The 17418-nt window shown below is 66.3% G+C and carries 13 protein-coding genes; 5 read left to right on the plus strand and 8 right to left on the minus strand.

Translation table 11 applies throughout. From position 1 onward, the window contains the following. Positions 1 to 38: 38 nt before the first annotated feature. Genes BLR29_RS08250 through BLR29_RS08265 form a run of 4 tightly spaced genes read left to right on the plus strand, consistent with a single transcriptional unit; the run spans position 39 to position 3736 of the window. On the plus strand, positions 39 to 947 hold the full coding sequence (locus BLR29_RS08250; RefSeq protein ID WP_092136686.1) for a phosphoribosylaminoimidazolesuccinocarboxamide synthase: 909 nt from the start codon (positions 39 to 41) through the stop codon (positions 945 to 947). 11 nt (positions 948 to 958) lie between these two features. Then, entirely contained in the window at positions 959 to 1456 is a 498-nt protein-coding gene (gene purE / locus BLR29_RS08255; RefSeq protein ID WP_092136099.1) for a 5-(carboxyamino)imidazole ribonucleotide mutase, read from the plus strand. A 36-nt stretch (positions 1457 to 1492) separates the two neighbouring features. Further along, positions 1493 to 2737, plus strand: a complete 1245-nt coding sequence (locus BLR29_RS08260) for a 5-(carboxyamino)imidazole ribonucleotide synthase (protein WP_092136101.1) — start codon at positions 1493 to 1495, stop codon at positions 2735 to 2737. Positions 2738 to 2746: 9 nt separating this feature from the next. Continuing rightward, entirely contained in the window at positions 2747 to 3736 is a 990-nt protein-coding gene (locus tag BLR29_RS08265) for an L-threonylcarbamoyladenylate synthase (RefSeq protein ID WP_092136103.1), read from the plus strand. A gap of 62 nt (positions 3737 to 3798) precedes the next feature. Here the strand turns inward: BLR29_RS08265 and dacB are convergent, their stop codons facing one another. After that, positions 3799 to 5373, minus strand: coding sequence for a D-alanyl-D-alanine carboxypeptidase/D-alanyl-D-alanine endopeptidase (gene dacB, locus BLR29_RS08270; RefSeq protein ID WP_092136105.1), 1575 nt, complete (start codon positions 5371 to 5373; stop codon positions 3799 to 3801). A gap of 102 nt (positions 5374 to 5475) precedes the next feature. Beyond that, complete coding sequence (locus tag BLR29_RS08275; RefSeq protein WP_092136106.1) at positions 5476 to 5919, minus strand: PACE efflux transporter; 444 nt, start codon at positions 5917 to 5919, stop codon at positions 5476 to 5478. 144 nt (positions 5920 to 6063) lie between these two features. Between BLR29_RS08275 and BLR29_RS08280 the strand changes: the two genes are divergently transcribed. Next, the gene (locus BLR29_RS08280) at positions 6064 to 6963 is read left to right on the plus strand and encodes a LysR family transcriptional regulator (RefSeq protein WP_092136108.1); all 900 of its coding nucleotides are present in this window, start codon (positions 6064 to 6066) and stop codon (positions 6961 to 6963) included. A gap of 18 nt (positions 6964 to 6981) precedes the next feature. On the opposite strand, the gene BLR29_RS08285 is transcribed toward BLR29_RS08280, so the two are convergent. From BLR29_RS08285 to BLR29_RS08310, 6 genes are all read right to left on the minus strand, one after another. Then, the gene (locus BLR29_RS08285; protein WP_092136109.1) at positions 6982 to 7410 is read right to left on the minus strand and encodes a hypothetical protein; all 429 of its coding nucleotides are present in this window, start codon (positions 7408 to 7410) and stop codon (positions 6982 to 6984) included. Positions 7411 to 7423: 13 nt separating this feature from the next. Continuing rightward, on the minus strand, positions 7424 to 7870 hold the full coding sequence (locus BLR29_RS08290) for a hypothetical protein (protein WP_092136111.1): 447 nt from the start codon (positions 7868 to 7870) through the stop codon (positions 7424 to 7426). Beyond that, on the minus strand, positions 7864 to 9150 hold the full coding sequence (locus BLR29_RS08295) for a DUF6402 family protein (RefSeq protein WP_092136113.1): 1287 nt from the start codon (positions 9148 to 9150) through the stop codon (positions 7864 to 7866). Before BLR29_RS08295 ends, BLR29_RS08290 begins: the two co-directional genes overlap by 7 nt. Positions 9151 to 9392: 242 nt before the next feature. Further along, the gene (locus BLR29_RS08300; RefSeq protein WP_092136115.1) at positions 9393 to 10904 is read right to left on the minus strand and encodes an efflux transporter outer membrane subunit; all 1512 of its coding nucleotides are present in this window, start codon (positions 10902 to 10904) and stop codon (positions 9393 to 9395) included. An 11-nt stretch (positions 10905 to 10915) separates the two neighbouring features. Continuing rightward, the gene (locus BLR29_RS08305; protein WP_092136117.1) at positions 10916 to 14224 is read right to left on the minus strand and encodes an efflux RND transporter permease subunit; all 3309 of its coding nucleotides are present in this window, start codon (positions 14222 to 14224) and stop codon (positions 10916 to 10918) included. After that, positions 14224 to 17406, minus strand: a complete 3183-nt coding sequence (locus tag BLR29_RS08310; RefSeq protein ID WP_092136118.1) for an MdtB/MuxB family multidrug efflux RND transporter permease subunit — start codon at positions 17404 to 17406, stop codon at positions 14224 to 14226. Before BLR29_RS08310 ends, BLR29_RS08305 begins: the two co-directional genes overlap by 1 nt. Positions 17407 to 17418: the final 12 nt, after the last annotated feature.

Here is a 17418-nt window from a genome sequence, read left to right on the forward strand (position 1 = left end):
AAGCCCCGCTTGTTTTCAGCCGCTGCCGCACTCTCATCATGTCCGACGCACTCTACGAATCCTCCATCAAGTCCCTGCCGCTGCTCGGCCACGGCAAGGTCCGCGACAACTACGCCGTCGGCGATGACAAGCTGCTGATCGTCACGACCGATCGCCTGTCGGCCTTCGACGTCATCCTGGGCGAGCCGATCCCGGCCAAGGGCCGCGTGCTGAACCAGATGGCGAACTTCTGGTTCCGGAAGCTGGCGCATATCGTGCCGAACCACGAGACCGGGATCAGCGCCGAGAGCGTGGTGGCGCCGGGCGAGGTGGCCCAGGTGGCAGGCCGCGCCGTGGTGGTCAAGCGCCTGAAGCCGATCCTGGTGGAAGCCGTGGTGCGCGGCTACCTGGCCGGCAGCGGCTGGAAGGATTACCAGGCCACGGGCAAGGTCTGCGGCATCGAACTGCCGGCTGGCCTGCAGAACGCGCAGAAGCTGCCCGAACCGATTTTCACGCCGGCGGCCAAGGCCGAGATGGGCGAGCACGACGAGAATATCTCGTACGCGGAAACCGAAGCCCGTATCGGCAAGGACCTGGCGGCGCAGATGCGCGACATCTCGATCCGCCTGTACAAGGAAGCAGCCGACTACGCCGCCACGCGCGGCATCATCATCGCCGACACCAAGTTCGAGTTCGGCCTGGACGAGAACGGCACGCTGACGCTGATGGACGAAGTGCTGACCGCCGATTCGTCGCGCTTCTGGCCGGCGGATTCGTATCAGGTGGGCACCAACCCGCCGTCGTTCGACAAGCAGTTCGTGCGCGACTGGCTCGAGGCCGTGCGCATCGACGGCAAGCCCTGGCCGAAGACTGCCCCGGCACCCAAGCTGCCGGAAGACGTGGTGCAGAAGACCGCCGACAAGTACCGCGAGGCGCTGACGCGCCTGACCGGCGAAGAACTCCAGTAAGGAAGACCGAAGTGAGCAATGTATCGAAGCCAGTGGTCGGCGTGGTGATGGGCAGCAGTTCCGACTGGGACGTCATGCAGCACGCCGTGGCCATGCTCAAGGACTTTGGCGTGCCGTTCGAGGCCCAGGTGGTCTCCGCGCATCGCATGGCCGACGACATGTTCCGCTACGCCGAATCGGCGCGCAGCCGCGGCATCCGCGCGATCATCGCCGGTGCCGGCGGTGCCGCGCACCTGCCGGGCATGATCGCCGCCAAGACGATCGTGCCGGTGTTCGGCGTGCCCGTGCCGTCGAAGTACCTGCGCGGCGAGGATTCGCTGCTGTCGATCGTGCAGATGCCCAAGGGTGTGCCGGTGGCCACGTTCGCGATTGGCGAAGCCGGCGCGGCCAACGCGGCGCTGCACGCCATCGCCACGCTGGCCACCACCGACGAGGCACTGGCCGCCGCACTCGAAGCGTTCCGCGCGAAGCAGACCGAGGCCGCGCGCGCCATGACGCTGCCCGTCTGATCTTTCCCGTATTCACCGCCGCCGGAAGTTATCCGCATGCCGACCGATATCCATCCCTACCTGTCCGAAGCCCACACGCCGGAGTCGCGCGCCGAATTCGGTGTCGATAACCCGAGCGCGCCGATCCTGCCGGGCGCCTGGCTCGGCATGCTCGGCGGCGGCCAGCTTGGCCGCATGTTCACGCATGCGGCGCAGGCGATGGGCTATCGCGTCTGCGTGCTCGATCCGGACCAGGACAGCCCGGCCGGCGCGGTGGCCGACCGTCATATCTGCGCCACCTATACCGACGAGGCCGCACTGGCGGAGATGGGGAAGCTGTGCCAGGCGGTGAGCACGGAGTTCGAGAACGTGCCGTCGCTGTCGCTGGACCGGCTCGAGCAGCTGGGTGCGTTCGTCGCGCCGCGCGGCTATTGCGTGTCGATCGCGCAGAACCGTATCGGCGAAAAGAAGTTCTTCGCGGCGTGCGCGGACCGCACCGGCGTGCCGCCGGCCCCGCACTGGGTCATCCAGCATGACGCCGATGTGGACCAGGTGCCCGACCACGTGCTGCCCGGCATCCTGAAGACCGCGCGCATGGGTTACGACGGCAAGGGCCAGGCCCGCGTGAAGACGCGCGAGGACGTGCGCGCCGCATGGAATGCCATGCAGCATGTGCCGTGCGTGCTGGAGCAGATGCTGCCGCTGGCCTACGAGGTGTCGGTGCTGGCCGCGCGCGCTGCCGACGGCACGACCGCGACCTGGCCGCTGGCCGAGAACGTGCACCGCGATGGCATCCTGTTCTCGACGACGATGCCGTCCGAGAGCGTGTCCGCCGACATCGCGACCCGCGCGCGTGCGGCTGCCGCGACGATCGCATCGGAAATGGGCTACGTCGGCGTGCTCTGCATCGAATTTTTCGTGCTGACCGATGGCACGCTGGTGGCCAACGAAATGGCCCCGCGCCCGCATAACTCGGGGCACATCACCATGGATGCCTGCGAGACCAGCCAGTTCGAGCAGCAGGTCCGCGCGATGGCCCGCCTGCCGCTGGGCAGCACGCGCCAGCACTCGTCCGGCAAGATGCTGAACCTGCTGGGCGATGCCTGGTTCGAGTTTGGCCTGGAGCGCACGCCCGCCTGGGACGAAGTGGTGGCCAAGCCGGGCACCAAGCTGCACCTGTACGGCAAGAACGATGCGCGCCCGTCGCGCAAGATGGGCCATGTGAACTGCGTGGGCGATCATGCCGAAGCGGCGGAGCTGGCCTTCGCCGCCGCCGCGCAGGCACTTCATATTCCGCTCTGAGAGCTTTCGATGTCTTCACGCATGCCCACGGCTGCCGAGCTGGACGAAGCCGTCCGCCTGCTCGAGGCGGGCCAGCTGGTCGCCTTTCCGACCGAAACCGTCTACGGGCTCGGCGCTGACGCCGAGAACCCCGAGGCCGTGGCGCGCATTTTTGCCGCAAAGGGCCGGCCGTCCAACCATCCCGTCATCGTGCACGTGGTGGATGGCGCCGACGTGGGCTACTGGGCCGAAGTCGTGCCCGAGGCCGCGCAAAAGCTGATCGATGCCTTCTGGCCCGGTCCGCTGACGATCATCCTCAAGCGCGCCGCGCACATCCCCGCGGCGGTGGCTGGCGGCCAGGACAGCCTGGGGCTGCGCTGCCCGTCGCATCCGGTCGCGCAGGCGCTGCTGTCGCGCTTTCGCCGTGGCCGCGGCGGCATTGCGGCACCGTCCGCCAACAAGTTCGGCCAGGTCAGCCCGACCACGGCCGAGCACGTGCGTGATGAATTCGCCGGTACGATTTATGTGCTGGAAGGGGACGGCGTGGATGTCGGGATCGAATCGTCGATCGTCGACCTGTCGCGTCTGGATGAGGTGGGGCCGGTCTTGCTGCGTCCCGGCGCGATCACGGCGGCGATGATGGCCGAGGTGCTCGGCACGCTGCCGCTGCCGCCCGATGCCGCCGCGCCGCGCGCATCGGGCACGCTCAAGGCCCACTACGCGCCGCGGACCACGCTGACGCTGGCGCAGGCCGCATCGCTGCCCGACTACCTGCACGCGCTACCCGCCGATGGCCGCCTGGCCTGGGTGGGCCGCGCGGCGGCCAGCGACGATGCGCGCTGCGTGTTCGTGCAGGCACCGGCCACGCCGGACGCCTACGCGCATGAGCTCTACCGCCTGCTACGCCGGCTCGACAAGGAAGGATTCAACCGCCTGGTATTCGAGCCGCTGCCCGATACGCCCGAATGGGATGGCGTGCGCGACCGGCTGGGACGCGCCGCGGCGGCGTTCGAGGCGTAAAACACGTTGCACGGGCCGGCACGGCGGATCGCCGCTGCCGCCGCCCCGACTTCTCCCCGCCCTCAGGGCGCGCCGCGATACACCCACTGCATCAACGCATCATGCGCTTCCTGCGCGGCCGAGGCGTTCGGGTGGTTGATGTAGGCCACCACCACGTAGCGTTCCCCATTCAGTGCGTCGACATATCCGGCCAGCGCGCGCACGTCCTGCAGCGTGCCGGTCTTCAGGTAGGCATTGCCGGCCGCATTGGCACGCGTCAGGCGGTTGCGCAGCGTGCCATCCACGCCGAGGATCGGCAGGGAATCCAGCAGTGTCGGGCCGACGTTGCTGGCCAGCGCCTGCTGCAGCAGGCGCGCCATGTCGTAGGCGCTGATCCGTTCCTCGCGCGACAGACCCGAGCCGTTTTCCAGCACCAGTCCCGGCATGTCCAGTCCCTGCCGTGTCAGCCAGCGCTGGATCACGCGAGAAGACCGCGCCGTGCTGGCCGGGCCGCTGCGATCGATCTCCGCGCCGATGGTCAGGAATAGCTGGCGCGCCATCACATTGTTCGAGTACTTGTTGATGTCGCGGACGATATCGCCCAGCGGCAGCCCGTAGTGGCGGGCCAGCAGGAAGGCGTTGCGCGGCACCGCGCCGCTGCGCAGCGCCGGCTGGTGCGTGAAGCGGCCGCCGGCCTGCTGCCATTCGGCCACGAATCCGCCCCAGATGAAGTCGCTGTGCGACAGCGTGGCCAGGTTGATGATGTGCTCGCCGCAGTCCGTCGAGTAGCTGCCGTCAAACGCGGCGACGATGGAGCCGTCCGGCTGCGGCGTGATGTTCGGGTTGGCGCGCGTGCGCCAGTCGCCGCAACGGCCATTGGTCAGCGTCAGGCGATTGTCGACGCGCAGTTGCGCGAGTGCCGGCGTGACTGCGACATCGACCGTGCGATTGGCCGCGTCGGGCGTAATCGTGAAGGAAAGCGTCTTGAAGGCGTACAGCAGCGCGTCCGGATTGACGTTGTAGGCGCGCTGGGTCTCGCCGTCGATGGTGTACGTGCCGTCAGTGCCATCGGCAAAGAAGCTGCGGTCCAGCACGAGGTCGCCATTGATGGTCGTCGCGCCGGCATTGCGCGCGGTGGTCACCAGCTTGGCCATTTCTTCCGGCACGAGCTTCGGGTCGCCACGGCCGCGCAGGTAGACGTTGCCGTTGACGGTGCCGTCGGCCCCCGGCTGGTTGTCGGCATACAGCGAGGTCAGCCAGCGGTAGTCGGGCCCCAGCAACTGCAGGCCGGCGAACGTCGTGACCAGCTTCATCGTCGAGGCCGGATTCATCGGCGCCTCCGCATTCCAGCTCACCCGCGCCTGCGGCGCGCCGACCTTGACGACGTAGAAGCTGGCGGCGGACAGCGGCACGTGGGCACGGCGTAGCCCGGCAGTGACCGCAGCGGGCAGGCCGGTCCGCGAGGCCGCCGGATCGGCGGCTTCGGTGGTGCTGACGCGCTGGACGGATGCGGACTTGGCGGTGGCGGAGGCCTTGACGGCGTGGGCGGGAGGCTTGGCTTGCGCGGCGGAGAGGCCGAAGGCGAGCAGCAGGGTGGCCGTGACGACGGGCGTCAGGCTGCGGTGGAACAAGGACGGGCGATTTGGCATGGCGAGCATGTTAACGCATGCCTCGTGCCGCGCGGATGACGTAATACGGGGGCTTCGCGGTTCAATTCGACAACGAAGTCGGCCACACGCCGCGCCGCGCGGCGCGGAGGGCTAGCTGACCGACTGGCAGTCGCGTGGCGTGGCGTTCGGGATCGGGAAGATCGCGTCGTAGACCCAGTTGTAGATCAGCGCGTAGACCATGTAGAAGCCGGCCACGGCGATGTCCATGATGAAGGCATCGATCAGGCTGATGTCCAGGTACCAGGCCACCCCCGGCAGGAACACCAGCAGCAGGCCGCCTTCGAACAGGATCGCGTGCAACACGCGGATGGCTGGCGTCTTCCTGAGCTGGCCGGTGACGCGCAGCATCGCCTTGTCGAACATCAGGTTGTAGACGTAGTTCCAGATCGCGGCGATCAGCGACGCCACGGCGCCGATCAGGCCCATCTGGTGCAGCGCGAAGCCGAACACCCAACTGGCCAGCGGGGCGAAGGCCATCAGCCCGATCAGCTCGAAGCCAATGGTGTGGCGAATCCGGTCTCCGGTGGTGCGCATGGGTCTCTCCTGCCGATTACGGCGTTAAAGCGGTGACGTAGAACGTCAAACAATGGGTGCCATTCTATCGGCGAGACAGCTGGACACAAGTTGGATACCATCGCCTAAACCGATGGTTCGCGGGAAATGCAAAGGAGTGCGCACATGAGCCTGTCTATCGATCAGCTGCAAGCCTTTGTGGCGGCCGCCGAGAGCGGATCGTTTTCCGCCGCCGCCCGGCAGCTCGGCAAGGCGCAATCGGTGATCAGCGCCGCCGTGGCCAACCTGGAGATCGACCTCGACAACGCGCTGTTCGACCGCAGTGCCCGCTATCCGGTGCTGACGCCGGCCGGCGAGCGCCTGCTGGTGGAAGCGCGCGTGATCCTGGAGCGCTGCGAGCATTTCCGCGGCGTGGCCAAGAGCCTGGGGGAGGGCGTGGAGTCGCGCCTGACGCTGGCGGTGGACGAGCTGTATCCCGAGGAAACGCTCGGCGTGCTGCTGGAGGAGTTCTCGCAGCGCTTCCCGTCGGTGGAACTGGAGTTGCTGTTTCCGCTGATGGAGGACGTCAGCCGCCTGGTGCTGAGCCAGTGCGCGGACCTCGGCATCATGTGGCGGCAGGAGGTGTTGCCGCCGGAGCTGGCGTTCCACGCGTTGGGCTGGGTGCCGATGCCGATCATCTGCGCGCCGGATCATCCGCTGGCCGCGCAATCGCGGGTCGATTTCGAGGAGTTGAAGCGCTATCGGCAACTGATGGTGGCCACGCGCAGCGACAGCGAGGAGAAGAAGCGCCTGCGCGTGGCGGCGGAGGTCTGGTGGGTGGAAAGCCAGTGGGTCATCGTCGAACTGGTCAAGCGGCGATTGGGCTGGGCCTTCGTGCCGTGGCACATCGTCGCGAACTCCCCGGCCGCGGCACAACTGGTGTCGCCGCAACTGGCGTTCCAGGACCAGGACTGGCCCGTGGCGATGGAACTGGTGTGGCACAAGCAGCGCCCGCTGGGCAAGGCCGCCACGTGGCTGCGGGAGCGGGTCAGTCAGCAGCCGCTGCCCGTGCCGGCACAGCGGTAGGCCTCGGCCAGCCGCCCCCTACCTGTCGAAGAACCATCTGTCGACGTTGGCCGCTCGCCAGTCGGCTAGCGTTGGTGGAAATGTCAGGGTTTGGACCTCGAAGGTGCCGTCGTCTGCGCGACTGTCTGCATCGGTGTACCGGATCTCGCTTTCACCGATCGCGAATCCGTTCAGGGGCGACCATGGCTCGAAATGGTATCGACGTTGCGCCAACAAGGTTCCGGCCGTGTCGTAGACGCGCAGTCGCGAGTCGTCCAGGTTGCCGGCCCGCTCGCTCGCCATGCCGCAGATTTCGATGACATAGTTGCTGCCGGCAATCGACCTCTCGGCCGACCCGCAATCCCATGGACGAGGCGTCAGTTTGGCGGCATATACACCCACCGCAATGACCAGCACGAGCAAGGCCAGGAGCAGCGTGCGCAGCCGGATAAAGGTTTTCTCGGACATGGCAAGGATTCGTTCAGGGATCGTACGTCAGGCGCACCAGGTTGGCGGTCAGCCAGTCCCAGCGGGTGGGTGGAAACTGCAGGAATTTCTCTTCGGGCAGATCGATGTTTTGGGTCTTTGTTGCGTCGGTATAGCGGATACCGGTGTCGAGGTATTCGATTTCGCCCAGGCGAGAATCCCGGAGTATCAGAAAGTCACGCTGTGCCAGCAGGCTGTTCCGATTGATCGCATAGACCCGCAATCGACCGCGCTCTTCGCCGTGGTCGAAATTGACGCGGAAACACAGTTCTATTCGATACTCGGTGTTAGCGAACGTCATGACTGGCCTGTCGCAAACCAGCGGCTCGCGATCCGGGTAGGTCAATAAGAGAAACAGGACGACGGGCACAGCTACAAGCGCAAATAGATATGCCAATATCAAGAGCGAGATCCATATGGTGTGACGCGCTCTGATCAGCATTGCTTTTCGAGGTTTAGATGGACAGGTTGAGCCAGGCGAACCGTTGCGAAGTCCGAGTAGACCAGAAAGTCGCCCCCGCGGTTGTGCTTGCTTTGCCAGGCGCGAAAATCCCGATTGCGAACCGGGTAGTACACATTTTCTGGTTCCAGTCGATTTTTTATCACGACGGGAAGCAGTCCCATGTCATCGGGTTCGAATCGCACGTCCAGCCAGGAGCCTTCTTTCACAATGCTCCCAAGAAAGTGAGCGACTGCGGCTGCAGGCAGCAGGATCATGCCCCTCTTGTTCCAGTGCCCCAGGTACTGCGATGAGCGATGCGAATCTTGAAATGAATAGCTATCGCGCATGTAAACATGGACGTGAGTTACCGAGGCAAGTACCTGTGAGCATGCTGCCTCGGATGGCCTGGCGTCGGTCCGATGGCGCGGCTTATCGTATACGTGGGCTTGCGCGATGGTCGCGTAGAAATTGAACCTGCCTAGCGCTGCTGAAACATCCGTCATTCCAATAGGCAACCATTTGCCTCCGCTTACCGGAGCGGCGGCCATGGTGTGTTGCATGCCTACGCCCACATACTGGTATTGAAATTCGCTGTGCAGTTTTTGCAGGTCCCCACGACAATATTCGAGAGTGTTGAGCACGCCTCTGAATCGCGGCTGCGCCGACAGAAAAGCCGTCAAATTCTCCCGCAGTGCATCTTGGGAGATATTGTTGTCGAGCTTTCTTATTAGTTCGTCATACCTCTCCCGAACACGGCCAAATCTGAAAAGCCATTTCAACTTGATCGTATTTGTGTCGATCATGTCCGGGGCGTATTGGCCTTCGATAAACATCCTTTTGTCGTAGTCGTAGCGATGGGCGTCAAACCGACGCTCATTGAGCCAGCGCTCTGCGAATTTCGCGGCGACTGGGAAGTCCTCGGCGCGCATGGCAGCGGGCAAGTCATAGAGGTCGAAGGGTGCAAGCTGGCGGGCTTCGCTTGCCTTCGCGCTCTCGAAGAAACAATACGGCGGAGGCACTGCAGCCGGCGGCGCGCTTGCTGCTTTTGACGTGTTGGGCGACGAGTCCACGCTGTTGTCCTGTGTCGCGTAGTACGACCAGTCGCGAAAGGGCGGCGGCGCCTTGTGCAGGCTTAGACCGAAGTCGTGGATGTCCATGGGCGTACAGGCGCGCCATCCGTCGTAAAGCTTCCAACGCCGATCGATCGCGAGAATTGGATCGAGCTTGTTGCGGATGTATGGCTGTGGTGCCTTGAATTCGTCCGCGCCTTCCAGAGACATGTCACCCCTCCATTGGGAAGAAAGGGGGCGACAGCGCGCAACGCTAACGTGCGAGCGCCTGGGTGTCCTTCATATATCTACGAAATCAAAGCTGCAAATGCGCCACGACAAGTGCGGGCAATGTGGTGGTCACATCAACCCGGTCGTTGCTTCCCGATCTCCGGGAAAGGCGGCTACCCCGCTGCGGGAGCGGGTCAGTCAGCAGCCGCTGCCCGTGCCGGCACAGCGGTAGCCGGACCGCCCTATTGCGGTGTGCCCGTTGCAGCCGGCGGCGGCGCGTCAGCCTTGCCTACCGCTACATCCGGCGCGTGCCAGCCGCCGCCAAGCGCCTTGATCAGCGTGACGGCCGAGGTGTACTGGCGGCCCGTGATCGATAGTGCCGTGCGTTCCGCCGTGTACGCGGCAGTCTGCGCGGTCAGCACATCGAGCAGCCCGGCGGTGCCGGCCTTGTAGCGGTTGTTGACCAGCGCCAGCGCTTCGCGTGCGGAGCGCAAGGCGTCGTTCTGCACCGTGGATTCCTCCTCCAGCAGGCGCGCGGCCGCAAGGTTGTCTTCCACCTCCTGGAACGCGCCCAGCACGGTCTGGCGATAGTTGGCCACGGTCTGGTCGTAGGCGGCCACCGCCTGCGCCTTGGCTGCGCCGCGCAGGCCGCCATCGAATACCGTGCCGGCCAGTCCGGCGCCCACCGACCAGATACGGTCCGGCAGCGAGAGCCAGCGCGCCAGCGTGCTGGCCGTCAGCCCGCCCGTGGCGGACAGCGACAGCGTCGGGTAGTAGGCCGCCTGCGCCACGCCGATTTCGGCATTGGCCGATGCCATGCGCCGTTCCGCCGCGCCGATGTCGGGCCGGCGCTCCAGCAATTGCGATGGCACGGCCACGGGCACGCGCGGGATCGCGGTGCTCGTGTCCACGGTGGCCATCGTCAGGTCTGCTGGCGGCTTGCCCACCAGCACGGCAATCGAATGTTCGAGCTGCGCGCGCGTGATCTGGATATCGATCTGCTGCGCCTGCGCGGACTTGAGCTGCGTCTCCGACTGCAGCACGTCGGAGCGCTGCGCGGTGCCAGCCTTGTACTGGTTCTGCACGAGCTGCAGGGACTTGGCGTAGTCGGCCACGGTGCGGTCCAGCAGCGCGCGCTGGGCGTCGGCGATGCGCAGCAGGAAGTAGCTCTGCGCGAGCGTGGCCTGCGTGGATAGCAGCGTCGCGGCGAGGTCGGCCTGGCTGGCCTGGGCACCGGCGTCGGCGGACTCCACCTGCCGGCGGATGCGGCCCCAGACATCGATTTCCCACGTGGCGGACAGCGTGGCGCTTTGGCCGTTGATGATGCTGCTGCTGGAGCCAGAGGCGCCGCGCGACACGCCCGCCTGCGCGCCGATCACGGGAAAGAAGCCGGCCCGCGCCGCCGCCAGCGCTGCCGCGGCCTGGCGATACTGGGCCTCGGCCGCCTTGATGTTCTGGTTGGACACCTGCACTTGCGACATCAGGTCGTCGAGCGCCGGATCGCCGAAGACGCGCCACCAGTCGGGGCGCGACATCGCATCCTGCGGCTCGGCGGTTTTCCAGTCGCCCGTCCACGCGGGCATGGCATCGCTAGCTTCCTTGAATGCCTGCGGCACGGGCGCGTCGGGGCGCTTGTAGTCGGGGCCGACGGCGCAGCCGGCCAGCAGCGAGCAGGCCAGCGCCAGCGCGGTGACGCCGTGGAGCGGGCGCGACAGGAGGGGGCGGGGCAGATGCGGGCGGAGAGTGTGGATCATGGCAATCGCCTTCAGTGTTCAAGTCGCGGCGCGGTGGTGTCCGGATTCCGGCGCGCGCGGCGGCGTTCGCGCCAGGCCCCGACCTTCAGGCGCCAGCGGTCAAGCGTCAGGTACACGACGGGTGTGGTGTAGAGCGTCAGCAACTGGCTGACCACCAGGCCGCCAACGATGGAGATGCCCAGCGGCGCGCGCAGCTCCGCGCCGTCGCCACGGCCAATCGCCAGCGGGACGGCACCGAGCAGTGCCGCCATCGTCGTCATCAGGATCGGGCGGAAACGCAGCAGGCAGGCACGATGGATGGCATCGCGCGGGCTCATGCCTTCACGCCGTTCGGCATCGATGGCGAAGTCGATCATCATGATCGCGTTCTTCTTGACGATGCCGATCAGCAGGATCACGCCGATCAGCGCGATGATGCTGAATTCCGTCTTGAACGCCAGCAGCGCCAGCAGCGCGCCTACCCCCGCCGACGGCAGCGTGGAGAGGATCGTCAGCGGGTGCACGTAGCTTTCATAGAGGATGCCCAGCACGATGTAGATCGTGATCAGCGCGGCCAGGATCAGGAGCGGCTGGCTCTTGAGCGAATCCTGGAACGCCTTGGCGCCACCCTGGAAGTTGGCTTGCAGCGTCTCCGGCGCGCCGATCTTCGCCATGGCGCCCTTGATCGCGTCGGTGGCCTCCGATAGCGAGTAGCCCTCGGCCAGGTTGAAGGAGATCGTCGACGCGGCAAACTGCCCCTGATGGTTGACGCCCAGCGGCGTGCTGGTCGGCGCCACGCGCGCGAACGCGGAGAGCGGCACGCGCCGGCCGCCGCCGGTGACCACGTAGATGTCCTGCAGCGCGTGCGGCCCCTGCAGGTATTCCTGGCTCAGTTCCATCACCACGCGGTACTGGTTGAGCGGGTGATAGATCGTCGACACCAGGCGCTGGCCGAAGGCGTCGTTGAGGACCGCATCCACCTGCTGCGCGGTGACGCCGAGCTTCGAAGCCGTATCGCGATCAATGAACACCGAGGTCTGCAAGCCCTTGTCGTTGGTGTCGGTGTCCACGTCCTCGATGCCCTTCAGGTTGGTCAGCGCCGCGCGCACCTTGGGCTCCCACGTGCGCAGCGTTTCCAGGTCGTCGGACTGCAGCGTGAACTGGTACTGCGAACTGCTCTGGCGGCCGCCAATGCGGATGTCCTGCACCGATTGCAGGAACAGGTTCGCGCCGGGTTCCTTGGCCAGTTTCACGCGCAGCCGGGCGATGATCGCGTCGGCGGTTTCCGCGCGTTCGGACAGCGGCTTGAGCGTGACGAACATCTGCCCGGTGTTGCGCTGCGAGCCACCCGTGAAGCCCGTGACGTTGACCACGGCCGGATCGGACTGGACGATGCGGATGAAGTTGTCGAGCTTGACACGCATGGCCTGGAACGACGTGGCCTGGTCCGCGCGGATAAAGCCGATCAGCCGGCCGGTGTCCTGCTGCGGGAAAAATCCCTTGGGCACGATCACGTACAGCCAGACGTTCAGCGCCACCGTGGCCAGCAGCACCAGCCAGACGATGGCGCTGTAGCGCAGCGCCACGGCCAGCGTGCGCGCATAGCCGTCATGCAGCCAGGTGAAGGCGCGCTCGCTGGCGTGGTAGAAGCGGCCGCGCTTCTCCTCCGGCACCGGGCGCAGCAGGCGCGCGCACATCATCGGCGTGGTGGTCAGCGAGACCACCAGCGACACGAGAATCGCCACGGACAGCGTGATCGCGAATTCCTGGAACAGCCGGCCGACGATGCCGCCCATCATCAGTAGCGGAATGAATACCGCGATCAGCGACAGGCTCATCGACAACACGGTAAAGCCGACCTCGCGCGCGCCGCGCAGCGCGGCGGCCTTTGGCTTCATGCCTGCCTCGATGTGGCGCGAGATGTTCTCCAGCACCACGATCGCGTCATCCACCACGAAGCCGGTGGCGATCGTCAGCGCCATCAGCGAAAGGTTGTTGAGCGAGAACCCCGCCAGGTACATCACCGAGAATGTGCCCACCAGCGACACCGGCACGGCCACGCTGGGGATCAGGGTGGCGCGCACGTTGCGCAGGAACAGGAACACCACCATGATGACCAGCGCCACCGAGATCATCAGCGTGCGCTCCACCTCGCGCAGCGATGCGCGGATGGTGGGCGTGCGATCCATCATCACATCCATCGCGATCGCGGCCGGAATCATCTTGCGCAGCTGCGGCAGCATCTCGTTGACGCGATCCACGGTCTCGATGATGTTGGCACCCGGCGAGCGATTGAGCACCAGCAGCACGGACGGCTTGCCGTTGGCGGAGCCCGCGTTGCGGATGTCCTGCACGGAGTCCACGACGTTGGCCACGTCCTGCAGCCGGATCGGCACCGCGAACGCATTCGGCCCCGAGGTGGCGTTGTTGCCGCCAGTGGCGCCCGTGCTGATCGTGGTGGTGCCGCTGCTGGTGGTGATGGTGGTCGTGGTGATGCCGTTGACGGTTTTCGTGCTCACGCCGCCACCCGCGGTGGCGTTGGCGGTGCTGGCGATCAATGCGCCTGCCGATGCTGACGAGAACGTGCCCGGCGTGGCGTAGCGGATGATCAGCGGCATGTAGTCCTTGGCCGCCATCGCCTGGTCGTTGGCGTAGACCTGCCAGTTGTTGACGTTGTTCTCCAGCACGCCCAGCGGACGGTTGGCGTTGGTCGCGCTGATCGTGTTGCGCACGTCCTCCAGCGCGATGCCGTACTTGTTCAGCGCCGTGGGGTTCAGCTCCACGCGCACGGCCGGCAGCGACGCGCCGCCGATCGTCACCTGGCCCACGCCCTCGATCTGGGAGAGCTTCTGCGCGAGGACCGTGGACGCCGCGTCATACAGCTGGCCGCGCGTCATGGTGGGCGAGGTCAGCCCGATGATCATGATCGGCGCGTCGGCCGGGTTGACCTTGCGGTACGTCGGGTTGTTCGGCAGGCTGGTGGGCAGCGTGGCGCGCGAGGCGTTGATGGCGGCCTGCACGTCGCGGGCCGCGCCGTCGATATTGCGCGACAGGTCGAACTGCAGCGTCACGCGCGTCGAACCCAGCGAGCTGCTCGAGGTGATCTCGTTGACACCGGCGATGGTGCCCAGCGCCCGTTCGAGCGGCGTGGCCACCGTGGCGGCCATCGTCTCCGGGCTGGCGCCCGGCAGCGAGGCCGATACCGAGATCGTGGGAAAGTCCACCTGCGGCAGGGGCGACACCGGCAGCAGCCGCAGCGCGGCCAGGCCCGCCAGCAGGATGCCGATGGTCAGCAGCGCGGTGGCGACCGGGCGATGGATGAAGGCGGCGGACAGGTTCATCAGGCGCCAGGCTCCTGCGGACGCGGCGTCGCCGGCGTACCGCCGGGGCCCGTGCTGCCGCCCTCGTTGCTGCCCTCGTCGCCACCCTCGTCCGGATCGCCGAAGCGGCGGCGGCGCCAGTCCTTCAGGCGGTACGCCACGCGGTCGAACGCCAGGTAGATCACCGGCGTGGTGAACAGCGTCAGCACCTGGCTGACCAGCAGGCCACCGACCATCGTCACGCCCAGCGGCCGGCGCAGCTCCGAACCGATGCCCGTGCCGAGCATCAGCGGCAGGGCAGCCAGCAGCGCGGCCATCGTCGTCATCATGATCGGGCGGAAGCGCAGCAGGCAGGCCTGGAAGATCGCCTCCCGCGGGGCCATGCCGCCTTCGCGCTCGGCCTCCAGCGCGAAGTCGATCATCATGATGGCGTTCTTCTTGACGATACCGATCAGCAGGATGATGCCGATGATCGCGATGATGCCGAGGTCCTGTCCGGACACCAGCAGCGCCAGCAGCGCGCCCACGCCCGCGGACGGCAGCGTGGAGAGGATCGTCACCGGGTGGATCGTGCTCTCGTAGAGCACGCCCAGCACGATATACATCGTGATCACGGCGGCCAGGATCAGCCACAGCGTATTGGACAGCGAGGCGCGGAACGCCAGCGCGGCGCCCTGGAACTCCGTGGCCATCGAGATCGGCAGGCCCAGTTCGTTCTCCACCTTCGTGATCTTGTCGACGGCGGCACCCAGCGATTCGCCCGGCGCCAGGTTGAACGAGATCGTCGCGGCGGGGAACTGGCCCTGATGGTTGATCACCAGCTGGCCGGTGCGCTCGCTGATGTGCGCGATCGAACCCAGCGGCACCTGGCCGCCCGAGGACGACGGCAGGCGCAACTCCGCCAGCGACTGCGGGCTGGTGCGGAACTGCGGCATGGTCTCCAGCACCACGCGGTACTGGCTTGCCTGCGTGAAGATCGTGGAAATGAGCCGCTGGCCGAATGCGCTGTAGAGTGCGCTGTCGATCACGGCCGTGGTGATGCCGAAGCGCGCGGCGGCGTCGCGATCGATCTCCACGAACGCGCGCAGGCCATTGTTCTGCTGGTCGCTGGCCACGTCGCGCAATTCGGGTGCCTGCCGCAGCCGTTCCACGAGCTTGGGCACCCATTCGGCCAGCACGGCCGGATCGGGGTCTTCCACGGTGAACTGGTACTGCGTGCGCGAGACGCGGTCTTCGATGGTCAGGTCCTGCACCGGCTGCATGTAGAGCGCGACGCCGCCGAGCTTTTGCACGGAATCCTGCAGGCGCTGCGTGATGACTTCCATCGAGTCACGCTCGTCCTTGGGCTTCAGGTTGATCAGCATGCGCCCGGCATTCAGCGTGGTATTGGTGCCATCCACGCCGATGAACGACGACACGCTGGCCACGGCCGGGTCTTCGAGGATCACCTTCTGCACGGCCTCCTGCTTGCGGCCCATGGCGGAGAACGAGGTGGTCTGGGCAGCCTCGGTGATCGCCTGGATCACGCCGGTGTCCTGCACCGGGAAGAAGCCCTTGGGCACCAGCAGGTAGAGCACGCCAGTCAGCACCAGCGTGGCCACGGCCACGACGAGCGTGGCGGGCTGGCGATCGAGCACCCATTCCAGCGCGCGGCCGTAGCGGCGGATCACGCTGTCGAAGAAGCGGCCCGTGGCGAGATGGAAGCGCGACAGCTTTTCTTCCGGCACGTGGTGCAGCAGGCGCGCGCACATCATCGGCGTCAGCGTCAGGGAGACCACGGCCGAGATCAGGATCGACACCGCCAGCGTGATGGCGAACTCGCGGAACAGCCGGCCGACCACGTCGCCCATGAACAGCAGCGGAATCAGCACGGCCACCAGCGAGAACGTCAGCGAGATGATGGTGAAGCCGATCTGCTTGGAGCCCTTGAGCGCCGCTTCCATCGGGGAGTCACCTTCCTCGATGTAGCGCATGATGTTCTCGATCATCACGATGGCGTCGTCGACCACGAAGCCCGTGGCGATAGTCAGCGCCATCAGCGTGAGGTTGTTGATCGAGAACCCGGCCATGTACATCACGCCGAAGGTGCCGACCAGCGACAGCGGCACGGCCACGCCCGGGATGATCGTGGCCGGCACGTTGCGCAGGAAGACGAAGATCACCATCACCACGAGGGCTACGGCCAGCAGCAGCTCGAACTCGACGTCCTCCACGGAAGCGCGGATGGTGGTGGTCCGGTCAGTCAGCTGCTGCACATGCACGGACGCCGGCAGCGACAGCTGAAGCTGTGGCAGCAGCGTCTTGATGCGGTTCACCACCTCGATCACGTTGGCGCCCGGCTGGCGCTGGATGTTCAGCACGATGGCCGGCTTGGCGTTGGCCCACGCCGCCAGACGGCTGTTCTCGGGGCCATCGACGATATCGGCCACGTCGGTGATGCGGATCGGCGCGCCGTTCTGGTAGCCGATGATGATCTGGCGATACTCGTCGGCGGACTTGAGCTGGTCGTTGGCGTCGATCGTGGAAGCGCGCGCGGGGCCGTCGAAGCTGCCCTTGGCGCCGTTCACGTTGGCGCTGCCGATGGCGGTGCGCAGGTCGTCGATCGACATGCCGAGCGAGGCCAGCGCGGTCGGGTTGGCCTGGATGCGCACGGCGGGCCGCTGGCCGCCGCTGATCGTGACCAGGCCCACGCCCTGGATCTGCGAGATCTTGGCCGCCACGCGCGTATCGACCATGTCCTGCAGCTTGGGCAGCGGCAGGGTGTCGGAGGTCATCGCCAGCGTCATGATCGGCGCGTCGGCCGGGTTGACCTTGCTGTAGACGGGCGGCATCGGCAAGTCGGCCGGCAGCAGGTTGCCGCCGGCGTTGATGGCGGCCTGGACTTCCTGCTCGGCCACGTCGAGCGAGAGCGTCAGTTCGAACTGCAGCGTGATGACCGACGCGCCGCCCGAGGACGACGACGACATCTGCTTGAGGCCCGGCATCTGGCCGAACTGGCGCTCGAGCGGCGCGGTGACCGACGACGTCATCACGTCCGGGCTGGCGCCCGGATACAGCGTGGTGACCTGGATGGTCGGGTAGTCCACCTCCGGCAGCGCGGACAGCGGCAGCAGGCGGAACGCGACCAGCCCGGACAGCAGGATGGCCACCATCAGCAACGCCGTGGCGACTGGCCGCTCGATGAAAATGCGTGAGGGATTCATGCCGCTTCTCGA

Origin of the sequence: Cupriavidus sp. YR651, assembly GCF_900101625.1 — a bacterium.
Lineage (GTDB): Bacteria > Pseudomonadota > Gammaproteobacteria > Burkholderiales > Burkholderiaceae > Cupriavidus.

What these genes read in the sequence shown, in the direction of transcription:
- BLR29_RS08250 (WP_092136686.1), top strand. Translation starts at nt 39, where the DNA reads ATGTCCGACGCACTCTACGAATCCTCCATCAAGTCCCTGCCGCTGCTC.
- BLR29_RS08260 (WP_092136101.1), top strand. Translation starts at nt 1,493, where the DNA reads ATGCCGACCGATATCCATCCCTACCTGTCCGAAGCCCACACGCCGGAG.
- BLR29_RS08265 (WP_092136103.1), top strand. Translation starts at nt 2,747, where the DNA reads ATGTCTTCACGCATGCCCACGGCTGCCGAGCTGGACGAAGCCGTCCGC.
- dacB (WP_092136105.1), bottom strand. Translation starts at nt 5,373, where the DNA reads ATGCTCGCCATGCCAAATCGCCCGTCCTTGTTCCACCGCAGCCTGACG.
- BLR29_RS08275 (WP_092136106.1), bottom strand. Translation starts at nt 5,919, where the DNA reads ATGCGCACCACCGGAGACCGGATTCGCCACACCATTGGCTTCGAGCTG.
- BLR29_RS08280 (WP_092136108.1), top strand. Translation starts at nt 6,064, where the DNA reads ATGAGCCTGTCTATCGATCAGCTGCAAGCCTTTGTGGCGGCCGCCGAG.
- BLR29_RS08285 (WP_092136109.1), bottom strand. Translation starts at nt 7,410, where the DNA reads ATGTCCGAGAAAACCTTTATCCGGCTGCGCACGCTGCTCCTGGCCTTG.
- BLR29_RS08290 (WP_092136111.1), bottom strand. Translation starts at nt 7,870, where the DNA reads ATGCTGATCAGAGCGCGTCACACCATATGGATCTCGCTCTTGATATTG.
- BLR29_RS08295 (WP_092136113.1), bottom strand. Translation starts at nt 9,150, where the DNA reads ATGTCTCTGGAAGGCGCGGACGAATTCAAGGCACCACAGCCATACATC.
- BLR29_RS08300 (WP_092136115.1), bottom strand. Translation starts at nt 10,904, where the DNA reads ATGATCCACACTCTCCGCCCGCATCTGCCCCGCCCCCTCCTGTCGCGC.
- BLR29_RS08305 (WP_092136117.1), bottom strand. Translation starts at nt 14,224, where the DNA reads ATGAACCTGTCCGCCGCCTTCATCCATCGCCCGGTCGCCACCGCGCTG.
- BLR29_RS08310 (WP_092136118.1), bottom strand. Translation starts at nt 17,406, where the DNA reads ATGAATCCCTCACGCATTTTCATCGAGCGGCCAGTCGCCACGGCGTTG.